The organism is Polaromonas sp. (genome assembly GCF_029945925.1).
Classification (GTDB): Bacteria; Pseudomonadota; Gammaproteobacteria; order Burkholderiales; family Burkholderiaceae_C; genus Polaromonas.
The window spans coordinates 1-21,661 of record NZ_JAQSDN010000040.1; the positions used below are offsets into that span (position 1 = coordinate 1).

General features: G+C 63.7%; 25 protein-coding genes and 1 pseudogene. 9 read left to right on the top strand and 17 right to left on the bottom strand.

The annotated features are described in order from the left end of the window. From PSV40_RS12310 to rpoH, 5 genes and pseudogenes are all read left to right on the top strand, one after another. Window positions 1-200: pseudogene (locus tag PSV40_RS12310) on the top strand (signal recognition particle-docking protein FtsY); the annotation flags it as partial. A 62-nt stretch (window positions 201-262) separates the two neighbouring features. Beyond that, window positions 263-1,279, top strand: coding sequence for an Ldh family oxidoreductase (locus PSV40_RS12315; RefSeq protein ID WP_300537856.1), 1,017 nt, complete (start codon window positions 263-265; stop codon window positions 1,277-1,279). A gap of 82 nt (window positions 1,280-1,361) precedes the next feature. Further along, on the top strand, window positions 1,362-1,832 hold the full coding sequence (locus PSV40_RS12320) for an Mpo1-like protein (RefSeq protein WP_300537858.1): 471 nt from the start codon (window positions 1,362-1,364) through the stop codon (window positions 1,830-1,832). A 92-nt stretch (window positions 1,833-1,924) separates the two neighbouring features. Next, the gene (locus PSV40_RS12325; protein ID WP_300537860.1) at window positions 1,925-2,221 is read left to right on the top strand and encodes a hypothetical protein; all 297 of its coding nucleotides are present in this window, start codon (window positions 1,925-1,927) and stop codon (window positions 2,219-2,221) included. A 444-nt stretch (window positions 2,222-2,665) separates the two neighbouring features. Next, window positions 2,666-3,610, top strand: a complete 945-nt coding sequence (rpoH, locus tag PSV40_RS12330) for an RNA polymerase sigma factor RpoH (protein WP_096695423.1) — start codon at window positions 2,666-2,668, stop codon at window positions 3,608-3,610. 123 nt (window positions 3,611-3,733) lie between these two features. Here the strand turns inward: rpoH and PSV40_RS12335 are convergent, their stop codons facing one another. The 5 genes from PSV40_RS12335 to PSV40_RS12355 all read right to left on the bottom strand — a co-directional run bounded on the left by PSV40_RS12335 (window position 3,734) and on the right by PSV40_RS12355 (window position 8,166). Then, window positions 3,734-4,366, bottom strand: coding sequence for an SCO family protein (locus tag PSV40_RS12335; protein WP_300537863.1), 633 nt, complete (start codon window positions 4,364-4,366; stop codon window positions 3,734-3,736). Then, window positions 4,363-5,280, bottom strand: coding sequence for a heme o synthase (cyoE, locus tag PSV40_RS12340; protein ID WP_300537866.1), 918 nt, complete (start codon window positions 5,278-5,280; stop codon window positions 4,363-4,365). Before cyoE ends, PSV40_RS12335 begins: the two co-directional genes overlap by 4 nt. Then, window positions 5,277-6,545: a heme A synthase gene (locus PSV40_RS12345; protein ID WP_300537869.1), complete on the bottom strand. Its 1,269-nt coding sequence runs from the start codon at window positions 6,543-6,545 to the stop codon at window positions 5,277-5,279. The genes cyoE and PSV40_RS12345 overlap by 4 nt, the downstream gene beginning before the upstream one ends. A gap of 133 nt (window positions 6,546-6,678) precedes the next feature. Then, a complete protein-coding gene (locus PSV40_RS12350; protein ID WP_300537872.1) occupies window positions 6,679-7,311 on the bottom strand; it encodes a hypothetical protein in 633 nt (210 codons plus the stop codon). A 108-nt stretch (window positions 7,312-7,419) separates the two neighbouring features. Next, window positions 7,420-8,166 carry an SURF1 family protein gene (locus tag PSV40_RS12355; protein ID WP_300537875.1) on the bottom strand — a complete coding sequence of 249 codons (747 nt, stop codon included), beginning with the start codon at window positions 8,164-8,166 and terminating at the stop codon, window positions 7,420-7,422. An 18-nt stretch (window positions 8,167-8,184) separates the two neighbouring features. Here PSV40_RS12355 and PSV40_RS12360 point away from each other — a divergent pair, with 18 nt between their 5' ends. Continuing rightward, entirely contained in the window at window positions 8,185-8,406 is a 222-nt protein-coding gene (locus PSV40_RS12360) for a twin transmembrane helix small protein (protein ID WP_300537878.1), read from the top strand. 156 nt (window positions 8,407-8,562) lie between these two features. Here the strand turns inward: PSV40_RS12360 and PSV40_RS12365 are convergent, their stop codons facing one another. The 8 genes from PSV40_RS12365 to PSV40_RS12400 form a co-directional block, all read right to left on the bottom strand. Continuing rightward, entirely contained in the window at window positions 8,563-9,444 is an 882-nt protein-coding gene (locus PSV40_RS12365) for a cytochrome c oxidase subunit 3 (protein ID WP_300537881.1), read from the bottom strand. Between the two features lie 64 nt (window positions 9,445-9,508). Continuing rightward, complete coding sequence (locus PSV40_RS12370; protein WP_300537883.1) at window positions 9,509-9,718, bottom strand: DUF2970 domain-containing protein; 210 nt, start codon at window positions 9,716-9,718, stop codon at window positions 9,509-9,511. Next, a complete protein-coding gene (locus PSV40_RS12375) occupies window positions 9,715-10,326 on the bottom strand; it encodes a cytochrome c oxidase assembly protein (protein ID WP_300537886.1) in 612 nt (203 codons plus the stop codon). The genes PSV40_RS12370 and PSV40_RS12375 overlap by 4 nt, the downstream gene beginning before the upstream one ends. A 3-nt stretch (window positions 10,327-10,329) precedes the next feature. Beyond that, window positions 10,330-10,443, bottom strand: coding sequence for a cytochrome oxidase small assembly protein (locus tag PSV40_RS12380; protein WP_293594946.1), 114 nt, complete (start codon window positions 10,441-10,443; stop codon window positions 10,330-10,332). Between the two features lie 25 nt (window positions 10,444-10,468). Further along, window positions 10,469-12,103: a cytochrome c oxidase subunit I gene (gene ctaD / locus PSV40_RS12385; protein ID WP_300537889.1), complete on the bottom strand. Its 1,635-nt coding sequence runs from the start codon at window positions 12,101-12,103 to the stop codon at window positions 10,469-10,471. A gap of 95 nt (window positions 12,104-12,198) precedes the next feature. Further along, window positions 12,199-13,404 carry a cytochrome c oxidase subunit II gene (gene coxB, locus PSV40_RS12390; protein WP_300537892.1) on the bottom strand — a complete coding sequence of 402 codons (1,206 nt, stop codon included), beginning with the start codon at window positions 13,402-13,404 and terminating at the stop codon, window positions 12,199-12,201. Window positions 13,405-13,532: 128 nt separating this feature from the next. Continuing rightward, window positions 13,533-14,033: a DUF2244 domain-containing protein gene (locus PSV40_RS12395; RefSeq protein WP_300537896.1), complete on the bottom strand. Its 501-nt coding sequence runs from the start codon at window positions 14,031-14,033 to the stop codon at window positions 13,533-13,535. 135 nt (window positions 14,034-14,168) lie between these two features. After that, a complete protein-coding gene (locus tag PSV40_RS12400; protein WP_300537898.1) occupies window positions 14,169-15,065 on the bottom strand; it encodes a methyltransferase domain-containing protein in 897 nt (298 codons plus the stop codon). Window positions 15,066-15,117: 52 nt separating this feature from the next. On the opposite strand from PSV40_RS12400, the gene PSV40_RS12405 reads away from it, so the two are divergent. After that, window positions 15,118-15,846, top strand: coding sequence for a ComF family protein (locus PSV40_RS12405; protein ID WP_300537901.1), 729 nt, complete (start codon window positions 15,118-15,120; stop codon window positions 15,844-15,846). A 161-nt stretch (window positions 15,847-16,007) separates the two neighbouring features. After that, the gene (locus PSV40_RS12410) at window positions 16,008-16,487 is read left to right on the top strand and encodes a tRNA (cytidine(34)-2'-O)-methyltransferase (protein ID WP_300537904.1); all 480 of its coding nucleotides are present in this window, start codon (window positions 16,008-16,010) and stop codon (window positions 16,485-16,487) included. On the opposite strand, the gene PSV40_RS12415 is transcribed toward PSV40_RS12410, so the two are convergent. Then, window positions 16,484-17,446, bottom strand: coding sequence for a LysR family transcriptional regulator (locus tag PSV40_RS12415; RefSeq protein WP_300537906.1), 963 nt, complete (start codon window positions 17,444-17,446; stop codon window positions 16,484-16,486). The two genes, PSV40_RS12410 and PSV40_RS12415, sit on opposite strands and share 4 nt — an antisense overlap. A 207-nt stretch (window positions 17,447-17,653) precedes the next feature. Between PSV40_RS12415 and PSV40_RS12420 the strand changes: the two genes are divergently transcribed. Then, window positions 17,654-17,950, top strand: coding sequence for a DUF4148 domain-containing protein (locus PSV40_RS12420; RefSeq protein ID WP_300538313.1), 297 nt, complete (start codon window positions 17,654-17,656; stop codon window positions 17,948-17,950). A 355-nt stretch (window positions 17,951-18,305) separates the two neighbouring features. Here PSV40_RS12420 and PSV40_RS12425 read toward each other — a convergent pair whose 3' ends face one another. From PSV40_RS12425 to PSV40_RS12435, 3 genes are all read right to left on the bottom strand, one after another. Beyond that, complete coding sequence (locus PSV40_RS12425) at window positions 18,306-18,761, bottom strand: MaoC family dehydratase (RefSeq protein ID WP_300537909.1); 456 nt, start codon at window positions 18,759-18,761, stop codon at window positions 18,306-18,308. 74 nt (window positions 18,762-18,835) lie between these two features. After that, window positions 18,836-19,453 carry a ParA family protein gene (locus PSV40_RS12430; RefSeq protein ID WP_300537912.1) on the bottom strand — a complete coding sequence of 206 codons (618 nt, stop codon included), beginning with the start codon at window positions 19,451-19,453 and terminating at the stop codon, window positions 18,836-18,838. Between the two features lie 250 nt (window positions 19,454-19,703). Further along, window positions 19,704-21,602 carry a serine/threonine-protein kinase gene (locus PSV40_RS12435; RefSeq protein WP_300537915.1) on the bottom strand — a complete coding sequence of 633 codons (1,899 nt, stop codon included), beginning with the start codon at window positions 21,600-21,602 and terminating at the stop codon, window positions 19,704-19,706. Between the last annotated feature and the right edge of the window lie 59 nt (window positions 21,603-21,661).

The following is a 21,661-nucleotide window of genomic DNA, read 5'->3' on the forward strand; positions in this document are numbered from 1 at the left end:
TGACCGGCCTGATCGTGACCAAACTCGACGGCACGGCCAAAGGCGGCGTGCTGGCCGCCATTGCGCTGTGGTCGGGGGAGCGCGCCAAGGCCTCGCCCGGCCTGCGGCCCGTGCCGGTTTATTTCATCGGCGTCGGCGAAAAACTCGAAGACCTCGAAACCTTCAACGCCCGGGAATTTTCGCAGGCCCTGCTGGCCTGAGAGGCTGAGCCCGGCGGCGGCCGGTCTCCATCGCTGCCCGTCAGCGGAAAGAACCTGAAACCATGGCCCACCTGTCCATCGAAGAAGCCACCCGCCTTGCCTTAGAGGCGCTGCGCCATGCCGGTGCGGGGCAGGCCATGGCGGCCAGCACCGCGAAAGCGCTGGTGCGTGCCGAGGCGCAAGGCCTGGCCTCGCATGGCCTGATCCGCGTGGCGCAGTACGTGACCCACCTGCGCAACGGCCGGGCTGACGGCAGCGCCGTGGCCAGGGTGACGCGGCACCAGGGGGCGGCCGTGCTGGTCGATGCCGGCCAGGGCCTGGCCTTTCCGGCCTGTGATCTGGCCGTCGCCACAGCCATCGCGACCGCACGCACGCTGGGTGTGGGCTTCGCCGGCGTGACCAACAGCCACCACTGCGGTGTGCTGGTCGATCATCTGCGCGCAGTGGCAGACGCCGGCCTGGTCGGGCTGGCTTTTGCCAACTCGCCGGCCGCCATGCCAGCGGCCGGCGGCAAACACGCCATCTTCGGCACCAACCCCGTGGCAGCGGTGTTCCCCCGGCGCAGCGCCGACCCGCTGATGATCGACCTGTCCCTCAGCGAAGTCGCCCGCGGCAAGCTGATGGTGGCGGCCCGCGAGGGCCAGGCCATCCCGCCGGGCTGGGCGCTGGACAGCCAGGGGCAGCCCACCACCGACCCGAAAGCCGGCCTGGCGGGCTCCATGCTGCCGCTGGGCGCTGCCAGCAGCCCCAAAGGCGCCATGCTGGCGCTGATCGTCGAGCTGTTGGTCACGGCCCTGCTCGGTGCGCAGTTCGGCTTTGAAGCTTCCTCGTTTTTTGTCGATGAGGGCAATGCGCCGCGCCTCGGCCAGGCCTTTGTCGTGATCAACCCGGGCGCGCTGGCGGGCCAGGACGTCTACTACGAACGCATGGAAACGCTGATCACGGAAATGCTGATGGACGACGGTGTGCGCCTGGCCGGTGCGCGCAGAATTTCCCTGGAACAGCAAGCCGGGCAGTCGGGGCTGACGATTCCCGATGCGCTGCACGAACAGCTGCACCGGCTGGCAAAAATGCAGTAATTCCCCTGCTTTCGCAAACCGCGGGGATCCCTTACAGTGAACTGCCAGCCGGCGGTTTTTCGACCGCAGCACCGGAGGCCCCATGAACCCCAGCAGCACACCCGACACGTCCGATACATCCACAGGTCCGCGCCAGGTGGACCGCCTGCTCGCCCACTACGGCGAAAGCCACCAGAACCCGACAAACGAACTCATCCACTTCATTGCGATCCCGCTCATCATGCTGAGCCTGCTTGGCATGATGTTTGCGCTGCATCCCTGGGTCGCCTATCTTTTTGTCGCTGCCAGCATGGTTTATTACCTGCGGCTGTCGCTGGTTTTTCTGGGCACCATGGTGATCTGGTCGGCCATCCTGCTGGCGCTGGTGCACGCCATGGGTGAACGTGTGCTGCCGCTGTCGCTGGCGATTTTTGTCGGCGCCTGGATGTTGCAGTTTGTCGGCCACAAGCTCGAAGGCAAAAAGCCTTCGTTTTTCGAAGACATCCAGTACCTCTGGGTGGGCCCGCTGTTCGTTCTGAGCAAGCTGTTCGGCAAGCTCGGCATCCGCTGGTAGCTCGCGCGAAGCTTCTACTCCGCCATACCCGGCTTGAAGCGGCGGCATCTGCCCGCATATAAGCTGTTCTGACTCTTACGGGAAACCCTCACGTGCCCAGCTTCCTCAGCCGCGTCCTGTCCTTTCTCCTGCGCCTGGTCCTGTGGACCTTCGCCGCCATCTTCGCGGTGAGCCTGTTGCTGGCCGGCCTCGTCCTGCTGGCCCTGGGCCTGCTGCGCTCGCTGATCACCGGCCAGAAGCCCAAACCGGTCGTGTTTGGCCGTTTCCAGCGCTTCTCGTCCCAGGCCGCCTGGCCGGGCGCGGCCAAGCCGGGCGCCGCCGCGGCGCGCGAGGCGGACGTGGTGGACGTCGAAGTGCGCGAGATTCGCGGCGACAAGCGCCTGCCCTGAACCCGGCCGGCACCGGCCACAAGCGCCTGCAGACCTGGCTGGCCGATACGCCCTTGGTCAGGGTGATCGCGCCCGGGGCCTGAACCGGCTTCCGCCGCCTTGGGGGCCATGTGCCGTCTCCATTTTGCTATTCAAACAATAGCTGCCACCGCATGACTGTATTGGGCTGGCGGCCAATTTCATGCCTCGAATTCGGCGCTGCAGGCCCCTGCTCGCCTGGCCCTGTTTCCACCCGGAGGGCGCCTTCGCGCACTTCAGACCATGGCCTTTGGACGCCGCCATCATTGCCCCTTGGCCTACAACACCGGTTGAACTAAAGCGGAAAATGGGACACAAACTAGGGTTATTACTTATTAGCCTTGCTCTATCAAAACCATTGAACCTATCGCTTAGCACTCTATCCAACAGAGTGCTAATATTACTTCTATAAAGGAGTTTCGCCCTATGTCCTACGCTCTGTCCCCTCAAGTGGCCCCCGCGACAACCCAGTTGGCGCCTGCCAACCCGTGGTCGCTGCTGCCACCGCTGGGCAACCTGGATGCCTACATTTCGGCGGTGAACCGCCTGCCCATGCTCACGCTGGAGCAGGAGCAGGAATTTGCCCGGAAACTGAAGGACGAGAACGATCTGGACGCGGCCGGAAAGCTGGTGCTGTCGCACCTGCGACTGGTGGTGGCCACTTCGCGCAAGTACCTCGGATATGGCCTGCCCCACGCCGACCTGATCCAGGAAGGCAACATCGGCCTGATGAAGGCAGTCAAACGGTTCGACCCGGATCAGGGCGTGCGCCTGGTCAGCTACGCGCTGCACTGGATCAAGGCCGAGATGCACGAGTACATCCTGAAAAACTGGCGCATGGTCAAGGTCGCCACGACCAAGGCTCAGCGCAAGCTGTTTTTCAACCTGCGCTCGATGAAACAGGGTTTCAAGGACGACGCCGATGTGGCAACACACCGCGACACGCTGACCGAAGGCCAGATTGATTCGATGGCCAAAACGCTGAACGTCAAGCGCGAGGAAGTCATTGAGATGGAGCAGCGCATGTCCGGCGGCGACGTGTTGCTGGACCCAAGCCCCAGCGACGACGGTGAAGAGGCGTACGGCCCGATTGCCTACCTGTCGGATGCCACCCAGGAACCGACGCAGCTGATGGAGTCGCGCCAGCGCGACCATCTGGCCAGCGACGGCATCGCCACCGCGCTGGAAGGCCTGGACGACCGTTCGCGCCGCATCGTCGAGGAGCGCTGGCTCAAGGTCAACGACGACGGCTCGGGCGGCATGACGCTGCATGACCTGGCGGCTGAATACAAGGTCAGCGCCGAACGCATTCGCCAGATTGAGGTGGCGGCGATGAAAAAAATGAAAAAGGTCCTGGCCGCTTATGCCTGACCGTGCCTGACACCTTGACTGCAACGCCGCGCGAGCGGTGATTGCCAAAGCCTGCATTCGACCATCGTCTGCAGGCTTTTTTTTGCCCCTCTGCAGGCAGGGTGCCGGATGCCGGGCAACGCTTCAGTTGCCCTGGAGCAGCAGGCGGATGTCCGCAGCGAGCGGCGCCGCGCCGGTGCCGTAGCGGCTGTACAGGCGCACCCGGCCCTGCGGATCGAAGATGTAGCTGCCGGCCGAGTGGTCCAGCGTGTAGCTGCCGGGCGTCTTGCCGTCGACCTTCTTGTAGAAGATCTTGAAGTCCTTGGCGACCTGCGGCAGCTTGTCGAGATCGGGGCGCAGCGCCAGGAAGGTCGGGTCAAAGTTGCCCATGTAGGCCTTGAGCACCTGCTGCGTGTCGCGCTCGGGGTCCAGCGAGACGAACAGGCCCTGCAGCCGTTCGCCGTCGGCACCCAGCATCTTCTTGATCTCGGCGAGCTCGGCCATGGAGGTCGGGCACACGTCCGGGCACTGGGTGAAACCAAAAAAGATAACCACCACCTTGCCCTGGAAGTCCTTGATGCTGCGCGTCTGGCCGTTGTGGTCGGTCAGGGCAAAGTCGCGTGCATAGTCGGCGCCAGTGATGTCGATGCTGGTGAACTGCGGCTTTTTTTCCCCGGAGCATGCGCCTAAAAGGCCAGTAGTGCCCGCCAGAAAAGCGCCTCCAGCTATCAATTTAATAGTATTTCGTTTGCCGGGAGAAGCGGGAAAGGTGCTCATACGAGGTAATGGTCCAGCAGCAGGGCTGCAAACAGGGCAGACAGGTGGATCAGTGAAAAACGGAAGGTCTTGCGCGCCAGGGCATCGGAGTAATTGCGCCACAGGCGCCAGCCGTACCAGCTGAAGCCGACACTCAGGCCAATCGCCACCACCAGGTAAAGCCAGCCGCTCATCTGGAAGACAAAGGGCATCAGGCAGGCCGCAAACAGCACCAGCGTGTACAGAAACACCTGCAGGCGCGTGAACTCGTTGCCGTGGGTGACCGGCAGCATCGGCAGGCCGGACTTGCGGTAATCCTCCACGCGGTACAGCGCCAGCGCCCAGAAGTGCGGCGGCGTCCAGAGGAAAATAATCAGGAAAAGGATCAGCGCCTCGGGCGCCACATTGCCCGTCATCGCGGCCCAGCCGAGCACCGGCGGCATCGCGCCGGAGGCGCCGCCGATCACGATGTTCTGCGGCGTCAGCGGTTTCAGGATCACCGTGTAGACCACCGCGTAGCCGACAAAGGTCGCAAAGGTCAGCCACATCGTCAGCGGGTTGACCCAGACATACAGAATCACGGAACCGATGGCGCACAGCACGCTTGAAAAAGCCAGGGTCAGCGGGTTGCTGATCTGCCCCTGCGCGGTGGCGCGCCAGGCCGTGCGTTTCATCTTCGAATCGATCTGCTGCTCGACCAGGCAGTTGAAGGCCGCGGCCGCACCAGCCACCAGCCAGATGCCGGCGCAGGCGATCAGCGCCAGCCTCACATCGGCCCAGCTGGGCACGCCGGGGACGGCCAGCACCATGCCGATCAGCGCGCAGAACACGATGAGCTGCACCACGCGCGGCTTGGTCAGCGCGTAGAACTGCGCAAACCTGGAGGGCACAAAAGGGGCGACCGCCACGGAGGCGGAGGAGTCGGCGGGATTCATAGGCTGGAAGCCCTCAATTTTGACGCACTTGCCAACTCAGGGGTGCGGTAGCTCGAAAAAATGGCGCCCGTCAGCACCACCACCAGGGCGGCCGCACCGCCCGTGTGTGACACCGCCGCCACCAGCGGCCAGCCCAGCACGACGTTGCTCAGGCCAGTGGCAAACTGCCACAGCGCCAGCACCCCGATCCAGAGGGCATGGGAACGCATGGCAGGCAAGTGCCGCAGGCGGCTGGCCAGCCACAGCAGGGCCGCAAAAACAACATAGGCCGTCAGCCGGTGCACATAGTGAATCGCCGTCAGCGCCTGAAAGCTGATGTTGTCACCGTCCAGCCCCGCACCCAGCGCGCGCCACAGCGTGAAGCCTTCCCGGAAGTCCATCTGTGGCCAGAAGCTGCCCTGGCAGGCGGGAAAGTCGGTACAGGCCAGCACCGCGTAGTTGGTGCTGACCCAGCCACCGAGCGCGATCTGGACCCACAACAGGACAAAGGTTACCGCCAGCAGCAGCCACGTGGCCGCAGGCAGGGCTACCGGCGGGGCGTCGCCCTGGGCCTGCGCGTAACGCACAGCCTGTGCGCGCAGCAGGGCCAGCAGGATCAGCCCGCCCAGCAGGTGCAGAGTGACGATCAGCGGGAACAGTTTCATGGTGACGGTCAAGGCGCCAAAAGCGCCCTGCACGCAGACCCAGACCAAGGTCAGCATCGGCCACCAGGCAGAAATGGCGCCCCCACGCTTGTCGCTTCGCGTACCTTCGGCGGTGCGCTGCCCCTCGCACGGGGAGCAGGGGCCGCTGCGCCTGCGGCCCGGCAGAGCCGGTTCCGCGGCCCCTGCTGGGCTGGAGCCACTATGCGCACGACGTTCTAGCCAAGTGAAAACGGTCAGCGTCAGGATCAGCACCCCCACCCCGGTGGCGAGGTAGCGGTGAATCATTTCTATCCAGGCCTTGCCATGCGTGACCGGCCCGCTGGGCATGGCCGCCTGTGCAACACTGATCGGGTGCTGGGCCCCCACCGGGCTGGCGTGGCCGTAACAGCCCGGCCAGTCGGGGCAACCCAGACCCGAGTCAGTCAGGCGCGTGAAGGCACCAAACAGCACCAGGTCAAAGGTCAGAAACAGCGTCACCAGCGTGAGCACCCGCAGTCGCCGCGCCATCGGCTGGTTCTTGTTGCGCAGCCAGACCCAGGCCAGCGGTCCCAAAGCCAGCACGAGGCCCATGCCCATGAGCCGCAGCGCCGGGCTGAGGTTGTAGAGATCGGGGGTGTCCATCTTTAAACAGCGCGAAACACACGCGGCGTTGAACTCTTCGACAAGCAGGGGCCGCGGGTCCGGCTCCGCCGGCCCGCAGGCGCAGCGGCCCCCTCGGGGGGCAGCGCATTACACGAAGTGAAAAGCGTGGGGGTCATGATCTGCCTTCCTTGTCCCAGGAGTTGGAGGCGCGCAGCAGGCGTTCGAGGTCACGCTTGGCCTTCGCCGCGCCGGCCGCATCCATGTTCGCCGGAAAACGCATCATCCAGTTGCCCAGCGGGTCCACCACATACAGGTGGTTCTGCAAACGCTGTCCGGGCGCGGCCTGCAGCCACTGGTCCAGGCCGGAGACACGCAGCACGGTGGACCCGAGCAGCGCCGTTTTCAGGGTGTCCGGAATAGCCGCGTCATCGCTGACCAGCCAGACGCGGTCCAGCCTGGCCTTTTCCCGGCCCAGGGATTCGCGCAGCTGGCGCTGGAAATACAGATGCTGCTGACAGGTCGTGTCGCAGGCGCCGCCGGCCACGCTGAGCAGCAGCCACTGGCCCTTGAGCGCAGGCAGCTCGATGCGGCTGCCGTCGGGTGCCACGGCAGCCAGCGCGGGCAAGGGACGCTGCGGATCGATCAGCTCACCATAGTTGCGCCGGCCTTCCGGACGGATCACGTAATAGGTGAAGTAGGACGCAATCACCGGTGCGGCACAGATCAGCAGGACGGCCAGCATTTTCCAGCGCCCCGCCCGGGTATCGGGCACGCGTGCGGCAGTGGCTGCGTCAAGCTGCGGCATGGCATGGACGGTCAGACCCAGGGGCTGGTCCTGAATGCCCGGCGCGGCCGGGCCTGTTGGGGACGGGGAAAGATCGGGCTGTGGATGTTGCACTTTGAAAATCGCCGTTCAGGGTTGGGGACGCGGTAAGTGCCGCTTTTTGCGGCGCGGGGAAATCAGCTGGAACCAGACATACAGGCCCACGACCAGCGCGCACAGGCCGAACCACTGGAAGGCATAACCATAATGCTTGTCGACACCCAGGGTCGGTGCCGGCCAGTCGCGCAGCAGGCCCTCACTGGCCGCGCCGGTCTGGAGCAGCGACACGGCTATCAGGGATTCGCCGATTTCCGCGCCAAAGGCGGCGACGTCGAGATTTTGCCGGATGCGCCCGCTTGGCGCCCCAGCGAATTCATATAGCTTGGACGGCGGCGGGGCCATGCGGCCAGCCACGCTGACCAGTCCGGGCGGCGTTGGCACAGCAGGCAGGCGGGTGCGGTCATTGAAGTCGCGCGGCACCCAGCCGCGCTGCACCAGGATCCACGGCCGACCGCCTTCCAGCGCCAGCGGCGTCACCACCCAGAAACCGGACCTGCCGCCCATCGGACGGTTGTCCAGGTACACCGTGTGTGCCTCCTGCCAGACACCCTGCAGCAGCGCCTGGCGGTGCAACACCGTCGCCATGTCCCTGGTCGCCAGCAATGCCCGGTTATCCAGGGCAGGGAGCCTGTTCTGGGCATCGATCGCAGCCTGCAGCGCAATCTTGTCGGCGGCGCGATCCCATTGCCACTGGCCCAGCGAAAAGGTCAGGCCCGCCATCAGCAAGGCAGCCAGGGTCACAACCCAAAAGCGGACGCTCGGCAGGGGTGGCCTCATGCGCGGATAATCCGGTTCATGAATTACCTCGTCGCCATTGCATTTCTGGCCATCATCGCCAGTCTCGGATCCGCACTGTTTTTCATGTTGAAGGGTGGCAGCGGCAGCAAGGCCAAAAGCGGCAACATGGCACGCGCGCTGGCCTTTCGCGTCGGCTTTTCAATTGTGCTGTTTGTCTGCATCCTGATCGCCTGGAAAATGGGCTACATCCAGCCCACCGGCATTGCGACGGGCAAATAAAAAAGACCGCAACAGCGGCCTCCACTCACAATTCAGCGTAGCGAGAGCTTGTCAGCCGAGGCGCGGGTGGCCGGAAACCGGAGTGGACTTCAGGTCCATGAGGATTTCCGGACGGGCCCCGCAGCGACGGATCACAAGCTCGCAGCAGCCGTCACATCACATCCAGTAGACGAGGATGTACAGGCCCAGCCAGACCACATCCACAAAGTGCCAGTACCAGGCCGCACCTTCAAAACCGAAATGGCGGTCTGCCGTGAAATGCCCTTTTTGCAGGCGAAGCGTGATGAACAGCAGCATCAGCATGCCGACGAACACGTGGAAACCGTGAAAGCCTGTCAACATGAAAAAGGTCGAACCGTACACGCCGGACGAGAGTTTCAGGTTCAGATCGGAGTAAGCATGAAAGTACTCGTAACCCTGCACACACAGGAAGATGATGCCGAGCAACACGGTCATCCACATGAACGCAATCGTCTTGCCGCGGTGGTTTTCACGCAGCGCATGGTGGGCGATGGTCAGCGTGACACCGGAGCTCAGCAGCAGGGCCGTGTTGATGGTGGGCAGCCAGAAGGGGCCCATGGTCGTGAAGGGTTCAACGATGTCGGCCGGTGAACCGGTCACGCCGGCAGCCATGCTGGGCCAGACCGCCTTGAAATCGGGCCAGAGCAAGGCATTTTCCAGACTACCCAGCTCAGGCACGGAGTGCACACGTGCCCACCACAGGGCCGTGAAGAAAGCCCCGAAGAACATCACTTCCGAGAAAATGAACCAGCTCATGCTCCAGCGGTAGGACAGGTCGATCTTGTGGCCGTAAAGCCCGCCTTCGCTTTCGCTGACCGCGGCACGAAACCAGAAAAACAGCACGCCCAGCCACCACGCCAGTCCAAACGCGAGTGAGTACGCGCCCCAACCCGAGCCGTTGATCCACTGCCCCGCGCCTAAAAAGAGGAAAAACAGGCCGATGGCCGCCATCACCGGGTAAGCCGAAGGCGCCGGAACGAAGTAATACGGGGTTCCTGCATGTGCTGCTGAAGACATTTCCAACTCCTGTTTCGCTAAATTCTCAAATTCAATAATCAAGGCCCGGCGGGCACCCTGCAGGCTATTTTCCCACCACCCAGGTGGCCAGAAGAATCAGGCCACCGACAAAAACAAGCACCCCGACCAAGCCCACCACAACGATGTGGACCGGGTTGAGCTGCTGCACATCCTTCTCGTAGTCACCCCGGGTGCGCAGGCCGACAAACGACCAGCTCACGGCCTTGATCGTGCGCCAGATGGAACCCTTGCGCTGTGTGGGCGGCGTGGTCATGCGCCGGGCTCACGCGCGGGTCGCGCCAGATCCACCGCGGCAACCGGGCCTGCCGGCGCGGCCGGGGTTTTTCCGCCGACTTCAAAAAATGTGTACGACAGCGTGATGGTGGTCACGTCTTTGGACAACTTGGGGTCAATCACAAACACCACCGGCCACTGCTTTTTCTCGCCCGGCGCCAGCGTGTACTGACTGAAGCAGAAACATTCGAGCTTGTTGAAGTGTGCGCCGGCCTGCACTGGCGCGTAGCTCGGGATGGCCTGTGCCGACATCGTGCGGTTCTGAACATTCTGGAACTCGTACATCACCGTCATCAATTCGCCCGGATGCACCTGCAGCGAGCGCTGCGCCGGCTTGAACATCCAGGGACCGCGTGCGTTCGCATCAAACTCGACCGTGATGCTGCGGCTGGTATCGACCTGCGTGTTGGCCGACAAGTTTGACGTTGCGCCAGGAATCTGCCGGTCGCCCAGCGCCAGAATGTTGATGCCGGTCATCTCGCAGATGGCCTTGTAAATCGGCACCAGCGCATAACCGAAGGCAAACATGCCAAGCACAATCACGCCCAGCTTGCCCACCATCCTGAAATTTTCTCGCTTCAGGCCCATGCGTCAGCCTTTGCCGAAAAAGACCAGCTTGGCCATGAAGCCGAGGAAAAACACCACCGCGATCGAGGCGAAGATCAGCCCCAGCCGCAAGTTGTTCTTTTTCTGTTCAGGTGTCATGGCGCGGGTTGTTTCTTCGAACGGATCAGTAGCCGATCACCTTGGTCGCTGTGGCGTCCAGGCGGGGCGGTGTCTCAAAGGTGTGGAAGGGTGCGGGCGATGCCACTTCCCACTCGAGGCCTTCAGCGCCTGCGCCGTCCGGATCGTTCCAGGGACGCTGGGATGCTTTTTCACCCTTGCCGCGCATGGTGGGCAGGACCACGAAGAAGAAGAAATAAACCTGTGCAAAGCCGAAGAAGAAGGCACCCACGCTGGCAATCGCGTTGAAGTCTGCAAACTGCATCGGGTAATCAGCGTAACGGCGCGGCATGCCGGCCAGGCCCAGGAAGTGCATCGGGAAGAAGGTCACGTTGAAGGAAATCAGCGACCACCAGAAGTGGATCTTGCCGCGCTTTTCGTTGTACATCACGCCGGTCCACTTGGGCGACCAGTAGTAGTACCCGGCAAACAGCGCATACAGCGAGCCGGCCACGAGAACGTAGTGGAAGTGGGCCACCACGTAGTAGGTGTCCTGCACCTGGATGTCGATCGGCGCGACCGCCAGGATCAGGCCGGTGAAGCCGCCCATGGTGAAGACGAAGATGAAGCCGACGGCAAACAGCATCGGTGTCTCGAAGGTCATGGAGCCCTTCCACATCGTCGCGATCCAGTTGAAGATTTTCACGCCGGTCGGCACGGCAATCAACATGGTCGAGTACATGAAAAACAGCTGGCCGGTCACCGGCATGCCGGTGGTGAACATGTGGTGCGCCCACACGACAAAACTCAGGATGGCGATGGAACCGGTGGCGTACACCATGGAGGCGTAGCCGAACAGGCGCTTGCGGGCAAACGCCGGAATGATCTGGCTGATAATGCCGAAGGCCGGCAAGATCATGATGTAGACCTCGGGGTGGCCGAAGAACCAGAAGATGTGCTGGAACATCACCGGATCACCGCCGCCGGCGGGGTTGAAGAAGCTGGTGCCGAAATGGCGATCAGTCAGCGTCATGGTGATGGCGCCGGCCAGCACGGGCATCACGGCGATCAGCAGGTAGGCAGTGATCAGCCAGGTCCAGCAGAACATCGGCATCTTCATCAGCGTCATGCCGGGTGCGCGCATGTTCAGAATGGTCACGATGATGTTGATCGAACCCATGATGGACGAAGCGCCGAGAATGTGCAGCGCAAAGATACCGGCATCCATGGACGGGCCCATTTGCAGCGAAAGCGGCGCATACAGCGTCCAGCCGCCCGCCGGAGCGCCACCGGGCATGAAGAAGGAGCCCGCGATCATCAGGCCGGCAGGAATCAGCAGCCAGAAGCTGAAATTGTTCATGCGGGCGAACGCCATGTCGGCCGCGCCGATCTGCAGCGGAATCATCCAGTTCGCAAAACCGACAAAGGCCGGCATGATGGCACCGAACACCATGATCAGGCCATGCATGGTCGTCAACTGGTTGAACAGCTCGGGGTTGACCAGTTGCAGGCCGGGCTGGAACAGTTCGGCCCGGATGCCCAGCGCCAGCACGCCACCGAACATCAGCATCGTGAAGCTGAACAGCAGGTAGAGCGTGCCGATGTCCTTGTGGTTGGTCGCGAACACCCAGCGACGCCAGCCCGTCGGGGCATGGTCGTGGTCGTCATGCGCGTGATCGTGATGGTCTAGAACTGCACTCATCTTGGCTTCCTTTGGTGGCTTGTGCCTGTAGCTTTGTCTTTGCGGCGGACCGGATGTTCCGCCGGCCGCTTGTGGATCTGCGGAGGTGAATCGGCTTATTTGCGGGCGGCCAGCACTTCAGCGGGCTGCACCATATCTCCGGTCTGATTCGACCAGTTGTTCTTGGTATAGGTGGCCACTGCGGCCAGATCGGTATCGCTCAGCGCCTTCCACGAAGGCATCGCACCGCCGACGGCTCCGTTAAGCAGGACCTGGATCTGTTTGCCATGGTCTTTATCGAGCACGATGGCCGAACCGTCCAGCGGCTTGATCGGGCCAGCGCCCTTGCCGGTGGCCTGATGGCAGGCCGCACAATTGGCCGCATAGACTTTTTCGCCGCGGGCCTTGAGTTCAGGCAGCGCCCACACCTTGGAAGGATCATCGGCCTTGGCAGCGGCTTCCTTGACCTTGACGCCAACCCACTTGCTGTAGTCTTCGGCAGAGAGGACTTTGACGTGGATGGGCATGTAGGCGTGCTCCTTGCCGCACAGCTCGGCGCACTGGCCGTAGTAGTCGCCGACTTTTTCGGCGCGGAACCAGGTGTCGCGGACAAAGCCCGGAATGGCGTCCTGCTTGATGCCGAAGGCCGGCACCATGAACGCGTGGATCACGTCGTTGGCAGTGGTGATGATTCGGATTTTCCGGTCGACAGGCACCACGAGCGGGTTGTCCACCTTGAGCAGGTAATCGTCGGGGGCTTCCCCTTTTTTCGGGCCGCCGTTGTTGGACATTTCGCGCTGCGCGCTGTCCAGCGCCGAGACAAAACCGATGCCTTCGCCTTCGCCCTTGATGTAGTCGTAACCCCACTTCCACTGCATGCCGGTGGCCTTGATGGTCAGGTCGGCGCCCGTCGTGTCCTTGGAAGCCACCAGCACCTTGGTGGCCGGCAGGGCCATCAGGATCACGATGACGAAGGGAACAATGGTCCAGATGATCTCGACCGTGGCGGACTCGTGGAAATTGGCCGATTTGTGGCCGACGGACTTGCGGTGCTTCCAGATGGAATAGAACATCACGCCGAACACGGCCAGGAAAATGACCAGACAGATGATCATCATGAACCAGTGCAGCCAGTGCTGCTCTTGCGCGATCTTGGTCACGGCCGGGTGCAGGTTGAGCTGGTTGACCGCCGGGCCGCCGGGAAGGTCGTTGACGGCATAGGCCGCTGTGCTCAGCCAGGCGGCCGACAGGGCCGTGACAGCAGCCAGCTTGCGGCCGGCTTGCAGGATCAGGGACTTCAGAACTTCGACTGCGTGCTTCATGCCTGACCCTGTTGTTGTGCGTACGTTCATCGTGATCACTTTTAATGCCTCAATTACCGACTGATTATAAAGACAGCCCCGACACCTTCCGGACAGCCCCGGCCTGATACCTTGCTGCCCGGGCCAACTCAACACCCACGCAACGCGTGACGGATCTCCCGGGCCAATGCCGGCCGCAGCTCGGGACGCACATGCCGCCCGACCCTGACCGAACGCCCCTCACCCGACACCTCGATCAGCGAGCCATCTCCGTTTTTGGGCTCGACACGAACCCATTCGCGGTTGAACTCTGCCCGCTCGAGACGCCCCGCGCTCTCGAGCTCCACCACCAACTGACCGCCTTGCAGAACGATGCGTTCACCGTCCGTCGCATGGCGGGCATAAACCCGGAACGCCGCGCCCACCACCACCAGCTCCAGCCACGCGAAAGGCATCACCATCGTGGCACCCTGCGACCAGAAAAATCCGGCAATGCCCAGCGAGACCACACACAGCGAGACATACAGCCACAACAGCTGCGCCGGCGTCACGGAGCAGTTCCGCTTGAGCAGCCACTGGACAGCCTGCTGGCCCTGACCGCTCTGGCCGGGTGCTCTGGCAAACCGAAACGATGGGGTGGTGTGCAACACGAAACAACTTTGACGCTGATCAAACACTTTCGGCTGCCAGCTGTGTAGGATAGCCAAAATTCGAGTCTGGATTGTAGCCGGGTTTGTTTTGCGCAAAGCCGCCACGCGGGGCCTCCTGCCGGCGTCCCCCAAGCCTCAGGAAATACCACGTGAGCCCTGCAGCATGGCGCGCATGTCCTGCACCGACACCGCACTCATGGGGCTGACCCTGACTTTGGGCTGCGCCTTGAGCGCATGACCGTAAATGACCTCGAAGGTCAGCATCAGCCGGCCGTCGCTCTGGCGCGGCAAACGCTCGAGCGCCTGCAACAGGCGCGCCTTCCACGCACGTCCGCGCAGGCCGGCAAAACGCGCAGGATGGAAGTTGCGGCCCAGCTCGCGCAACTCCCGCAACAGGCGTTGCGGTGTCTCATAGGTCAGCGTGATGCGCTCCATGTCCATCACGGGTTCGGCAAAACCGGTCTGCACCAGCATGTCGCCCCAGTCGTGCATGTCGGTCAGATCGTGGCCGGCCGGCGGCCAGCCCAGCGCCAGGTAGACCTCGCGCAACTCGCGCACACTGTCCGGACCCAGACAGGAAAACATCAGAAAACCTCCGACCTTGAGTGCCCGATGCCACTGCGCCAGCAAGTCCTGCGGATCGGCGGCCTCATGCAGCGCCATGTTGGCCCAGAGCATGTCCACCCCGGCTGGCGGCGGGGCCTCGACATGCACGGCGGGCGCCGCCCAGCGCTTCGGGCTCCACCATGATTTTGCTATTTTTTTGATAGCTGCCTGCGCAAGCGCCTGCTGGGCCTCGACCACAAAACACTCGGCATCCGGATAACGGTCGGCGAGTTGCCGATGCGCCTGCATGCCCCCGCGCATCGCCCCCCAGTGGGCCCAGGCTTGCGGCTTGAGCTTGATCCACTGCAGCCGGTCCAGCATGCGCTGCGCCACTTCCTCATGCAGCCAGGGCGATGCCGCCGGTGCCACGCGCTGCCAGCGGGCAACAGCCATCGGATCCAGGGTGGGTGGGCGGTCGTTGGGCATCAGAGGGACATGGAGGTAATCAAGCAGGCAGAGCGACGAGTATATTGACACGATGTCTCTGCGCCTGACCACTCCGGCTTTCCTGACGCTGCAAAATCTGGCCAGCCAGTGCGCGGTGTGCCACAGCTGGCCGGCGCGCCGTGTCTGCGCTGCCTGCGTCGCGCGTTTCGGCCAGCCGGCGGCGCGTTGCAGCACCTGCGCAATCAGCCTGGTCAGCGGCCAGGCCCAATGCGCCACCTGCGTGCGGCAGCCGCCGCCGCTGGACGCATGTTTTGCCGCCGTGGCCTATGCCTATCCCTGGTCGAAACTGATGGCCGTCTACAAATTCGGCCAGGACCCGGCCTGGGCCGCTGTGTTTGCCGGCCTGCTTCTGCGGACACCCGGCCTCGCCGGACGGCTGGAAGCCCTGCAGCCCGGTGACTGGTTGCTGCCCATGCCCCTGTCGGCCGAACGCCTGCAGACACGCGGTTTCAACCAGTCCTGGGAACTGGTCAAGGCACTGGCCGGCCAGAGCGGTACCTCCGCGCAGCCCGACGCCCGGCTGCTGCTGCGTATCAGGAACACGCCACCCCAGTCCCAACTCAAGCGCGAAGCGCGGCTGCAAAACGTCAGGGGCGCATTTGTGATCGATCCCCTGCGCGCAGGCGAACTGGCAGGCCGCCACGTACTGCTGGTCGATGACGTGATGACCAGCGGCGCATCCCTGTTTGCCGCCGCGCAGGCCCTGCGCGAGGCTGGCGCCGCCAGCGTCAGTGGCGTCGTGGTCGCGCGTACTGAATGATGTGCCCCCACGGTTGCTCACTGCGTGTAGCGCCCTGCCCCCCAAGGGGGCCGCTGCGCCTGCGGCCCGGCTAAGCCGGTTCCGCGGCCCCTGCTTGAAGGAAGAGCCCCTCGCAGAGTGCGCCCGGGGTGCCCCACGCTCCCGGCGGCGACAATCAGGCGATGTTCAATATCGTTCTGGTCGAGCCCGAAATCCCCCCCAACACCGGCAATGTGATCCGGCTGGCGGCCAACACCGGCTGTCGCCTGCATCTGGTGGAGCCGTTGGGCTTTTCGATGGACGACAAACACATGCGCCGCGCCGGGCTGGACTACCACGAGTACGCCGAGCTCAAACGCCATGCCGACTGGCCTGCTTTTCTGGCCACCGAGCAGCCCGACCCGAAAAGAATGTTTGCCCTCACGACGCGCGGCACAAGGCTGGTGCACGACGCAGTTTTTGCGCCGGGCGACTGGCTGGTGTTCGGGTCGGAAACCCGCGGTCTGGCCCCCGAGCTGCGTGACCTGTTTGCACCGGCGCAGCGCCTGAAACTGCCCATGCAGGTCGGCCAGCGCAGCCTGAACCTGTCCAACGCCGTGGCCGTCACGGTGTTTGAAGCCTGGCGGCAGAACCACTTTGCCATGCCCGGCGCGTCCGGTTAGGCGGCGGGGTCACCCGCCTTGTCTTCGTCCCTGGATGGCCAGGTGCGCTCGGCCTCGGCGGCCTTCAGCCGGGTCTGCTCGATCAGGAACTCCATGAACACCCGGGCCCGCGCCGGCACGTATTTGCGGCTGGGCAGGGCCGCGTACAGGGTGAAACGGCCGGTGATCCAGGGCGCCAGCACGCGCCGCAGCTGCCCGTCGCGCAGGTAATTGGCCACCAGGTCGAGCGGCTGCGCGCTGATGCCGGTGCCGTCCAGCGTGGCGCGCAGCAGGGTGTCGCTGTGGTTGGCCATCATCACGGGCTTGACCTCCACGGCCACCTCCCGGTCCCCCTCCTCGGGGTTGATCAACTGCCATTCGCGCTGGCGGATACCTGCCTGGCTGAGCCTCAGCAGGGCGTGGTTCTTCAGGTCATCCGGCTGGCGCGGCGTGCCGCTACTCCGCAGGTAGCGCGGTGAAGCACACAGGAGGCCCTCCGAAACAATCACCGGACGCGCCACCACGTTGGCGTCATACAGCCGACCGGCGCCCAGAATCGTCAGGTCGTAATCCTCAATCGGCGGCACCAGCGGCGAATCCACCGTGATGTCCAGCACCACCTTGGGATAACGGCGGCGGAACTCGGCCACCAGGGGCGCAATGATGTGCACCGCCATCACGGGCTGGGTGTGAATACGCAGCAGGCCGGCCAGTTCGTCGGTTTGCTGACGCGTGGAAGCCTCGGCCTGGTCCACGTCGTTGAGGATGTGCCGCACCCGCTGCAGGTAGGACTGCCCGGCCTCGGTCAGCGACAGTTTGCGGGTGGTGCGCTGCAGCAGGCGGGCTCCCAGATGCTGCTCCAGATCCGTGATCAGGCGGGTCATCACGGCCGGCGACATGTCCAGCGTTCTGGCGGCAGCGGCAAATCCGCCGTCGTCCACGACTTGCTGGAAGGCGCGCATGGATAAAAGTCGGTCCATAGGGTAATTACCAGTAATTCAAGTCCTCATTGTTCCATAAACAGCAATTAGTAATTGATTGATGCGCTATTTTTCTTTGTTTGATGCAACAGTAAAGTTCATACATCGATGAGCCGCAACCAATAAACGACTCACCGAGGCTGGACAGACGGGGATCAAAAGCCCGCCATGCCCGGACATGTTTATTCACTCTTCCAAGGAAATTTCATCATGACCGCTTCCAAATTCTTCGCTGTTGCCGCTCTTGCCACTGTTGCCTCTTTCGGCGCCCAGGCTGACGAAGCTGACGGTTCGCAGTTTGCCGTCCAGTTCAACTCAACCCGCTCTGTGGCCGAAGTGCGCGCTGAAGCCGCCGCCAAAGTGAAAACCCACAGCCAGGAGCCCGCAGGTTCGCGCGTTGCGGCCACCGTGCAGTCTTCGACCGACCGCGCCACCGTGCGTGCACAAGCGGCTGACGCTGTCCGCCTGGGCCAGATCCCGCGCGGCGAAGCCAGCTACATGTAATTGAGCTGACTGGCCGATTTTCGGCCCATCGAGAACCGTTCGGGGGCTCCCTCCGGGCGGTTTTTTTGTTGCGGCAGAAAGCGCCACCTGACCCCTGCGGCGCGTTACTGCCACACGCAGCACCGTTGCGGCAAATGTCACAGCGCGTGAGGGCGGTCGGCCTACCCAGTCACAGGGTAATCCCTGGAATCGATGGCGCGCTTACGTATGAGGGCCGCGATCCGGCTCACCAGCGTTTCCCTCGCCCTCCCCCTGCGGTTTACCCGACCTCAGGAATCCACAGGTCCTCATGGCTTTCCCCATTCATGCAGTGGGCTTTTTTGCGTGGCTCAGGCGGTTCAGGCCTGTGGGCCCGTCACGGGTAGCGCCGCACCAGGGACTCGGCCACACACACCGGCCTGGTCGCCCCCTCCCGCTCGACCGTCACTTCCCAGGTCATCTGCTGCCCCTCTTTGTCAATCGGCTCGCAGGCCAGCAGCTTCAGGCGGGCGCGCAAGCGGCTGCCGACGGGCACCGGCGCCGTGAAACGCACCCGGTTGAGCCCGTAATTGACGCCCATGCGGGACTGGACGATCTCCAGGGACGATTCAAAAAATTTAGGCAACAGCGACAGGGTCAGGAATCCGTGCGCAATCGGCCCGCCGAACGGACCCGCCCTGGCTTTTTCCGGGTCCACATGGATCCACTGGTGGTCGCCGGTGGCTTCGGCAAACTGGTTGACCTGCTCCTGGGTGATGGTCAGCCAGTCGCTGGTCGCGACTTCCTGGCCGACACAGGCAGCCAGTTCGGAGAGGGTCTGGAAGGTTTTCATGCCCGGACTTTAACGTCCGCACCGATGGCGGCCTGTCCAGCCAGCGACATGGCCGGCCCCGCAAGCCGCCCCTGTCACCGGTCCAGCCAGTGGCAAATGCCCTGCCATTGCTGCAGGTCTTTTTCCACCCGCCCCGGGGCGACATCGAACACGGTCAAGCCGCGGGCCGCCAGATGGATGTAGTTCTGGGTATCGCGCACATAACCAAGCACCGGCAAGCCCAGGCCTTCGACAAAAGCGCGCAGCTTGTCGGCCGCAATGGTGCGGGCATCGACGCGCATGCCGACGATGCCGACCTGCATCTTGCCGGCGTGGCGGTGTTCGGCGAGCTGGTCCAGAAAGCTGCGGGTGGCAAAAATATCAAACACGCTGGGCTGAAGCGGCACGATGACCTTGTCGGCCAGCTTGAGGACGTCGTTAAAGCGCCAGCCGTGCAGGCCGGCGGGTGTGTCGAGCACCACGTGGGTCGTGCCTTTGGGCGGTTTGACAATCAGGTCGGCGTTGACATCCCAGGTCGAGATCGGCCGCGCTGCCGGGGGTCGCAAACCCAGCCAGAGCCGGGACGACTGCTGGCGGTCTGCATCGCCGAGCATGACCGCATGACCCTGACTGGCGAAATAACCCGCAATATTGGTCGACAGCGTCGTTTTACCGACGCCGCCCTTCGGATTGGCAATCACAACCACAGGCATGCGAATCTCCCGGAATTTGGACCCTATGGTAACGGCTGGCACCCCATCGGCCAAACCGCGGACGGGACGGACGGCTTGCCACGGAGCCGGCCTCCTTCCGCCCGCGCTGCGGCCATGCCCGGCGTGACATTCCGCGACTTCAATCAAATGACCCTCCCGCCCCTGATACGCGGGCGGAGAATGCTCCTGTTTTTATAGCATTAAAGATGGGCACGGCGATGCTGCAGGTGGACAGCCTCTCAAACATACCTCAATTGCGCTGGTCCTGCGCCTCCCGCCGCAGCTTTTCCATCGCGCGCCGTTCGACGCAGACCGGATGCCTGCTGTAGGCAGGTTTGGCGCATTGTTCATTCATGCAGATCTGAAAACCAAGCAACATACGGTCTTCGCAGGCTTGCGCCGGACCGGGCGACTGCGCCGGGACAGCCGCAGGTACCGGCGCGGCGGCCGCCTTTGCAGCGCCCGTCCCGGCATCCGGGCCTGCCGCGGCCGGCTTGTCCGTGCGCACGGGGGTGGCGCGTTTGGGTGCCGGATGAACGGCGGCAGGCGCCGCGCCCGCCTTGGCCGAAGGTGAGGATTCCGAAGATCGCGCAACTGGGCTGGCGGGCGCGGCGCCGGCAGCCGTGGCCGGCAGGGTCGCATCAGTTGGCGCCGCAACCACCGGCGCCGGTTGACCAGACAAGCCCTTGAACACCATGCCGGCCAGTACCAGCACCGCCACCCCGGCCAGCGCGAACAGGGGCATCCGGGAGCGGCGCACCGGCGGCGCAGGCGTGCCGGCCTCGCCCGAAGCAACCGGTGCACCCATTGGCGGCGGCGCAATCGTGCTGGCAGCAGCGCTGCCCGGCGCCGGACTGGCAAGCGGCACCGTCGGAGCAACACCCCAAGTTTCATCAGGACCCTCGGCGTCCGGCCCGGCCGGGGCACTGGCTGCAGGAGCGGCCCGGGTATTGAGAACCTGCAGCCGCGTCCATTCACTGACTTCTTCGGAAAAAGCCCCCGTGGGGGTGGGCCCGCTGCCGGTCCCCGAGCCATCGGCCTCTACCGTGCCGCCCAGTTTGCGCAGGCGCCGGCGCGCCAGATCGGCGTAAATGCCGGAGGGAAACCTGTCGAGAAACCCTTCCAGGTCTTCCAGGTCCTCGGAGTCCTTGATGTCCTTCCAGTAGACCAGCTCGAGCTCCTGCGTCACGGTCGAGCCGGTGTCGGTCCCGCTCGTGCTGAGCTTGACGGTGGAGCCGCCCGCGCGTGAGCGGCCGGTGTCCGTAGCCGTGCCTGCGCGCCCGCCGGACGGGCTCACGGGCGGCACAATGGTCGGGTCCGAAGCATGGCCGCTGGCTTCCTGCAGCGCAGCCGAAAATTCCTGCGCGGTCGCGAAGCGCTGGTCGCGTTTTTTGGCCAGCGCCCGGGCCATCACCGCGTCGATGGCAGGCGGCAACAGCGTGTTGAAGCTGCTGGGCGCGGCCGGGGTGTGACCCACAATCTGCTGGATGATCGCAAAGTCGGTATCGCCGTCGAAGGGCCGCTTGCCCGTGAGCAGCTGGTACAGCACCACGCCCACCGCAAACAGGTCGGCCCGCGCATCGATCGGCAGGCCCTGCACCTGCTCGGGCGACATGTATTTCAGGGTACCCACCATGGTCCCCTGGGTGCGTGTGGCTTCGCCGGAGTCCTGGATGCGGGCCACGCCAAAATCGGTGAGCTTGACCCGTCCATCGGCCTCGATCAGCAGGTTGGCCGGCTTGACATCGCGGTGCACGATGTTCTGCCGGTGCGCATAGTCCAGCGCAGACAACAACTCCCGGACCATGCGCAGCGTTTCCTCCAGCGAATAACGCCGGCCCGCGTCCAGATGGTGTTTGAGGTCTTCGCCCTGGATGAACTCCATGACCAGAAAGGCCATGTCACCATGGCGGTCCGAGTCATACACACTGACGATATGGGGGTGCTGCAGGCGGGCCGCCGAATGCGCCTCGGTGCGAAAACGCGCTTCGTACTCGGCAGCGGCCTCTTCCGACAGGTTTTCCACCTTGATGGTCTTGATCGCCACGCGGCGGTCCAGGTTGGGGTCGCGCGCCTCGTAGACCAGCCCCATCGCGCCTTTGCCCAGCACGCGAATGATGTCGTAGCGGCCCAGCTTGTTGAGGCTCATGGGTTAAAAAAGGGAGAAAGGGGAAAAAGGAAAAGACCAGATGGATACGTTTGGAAACA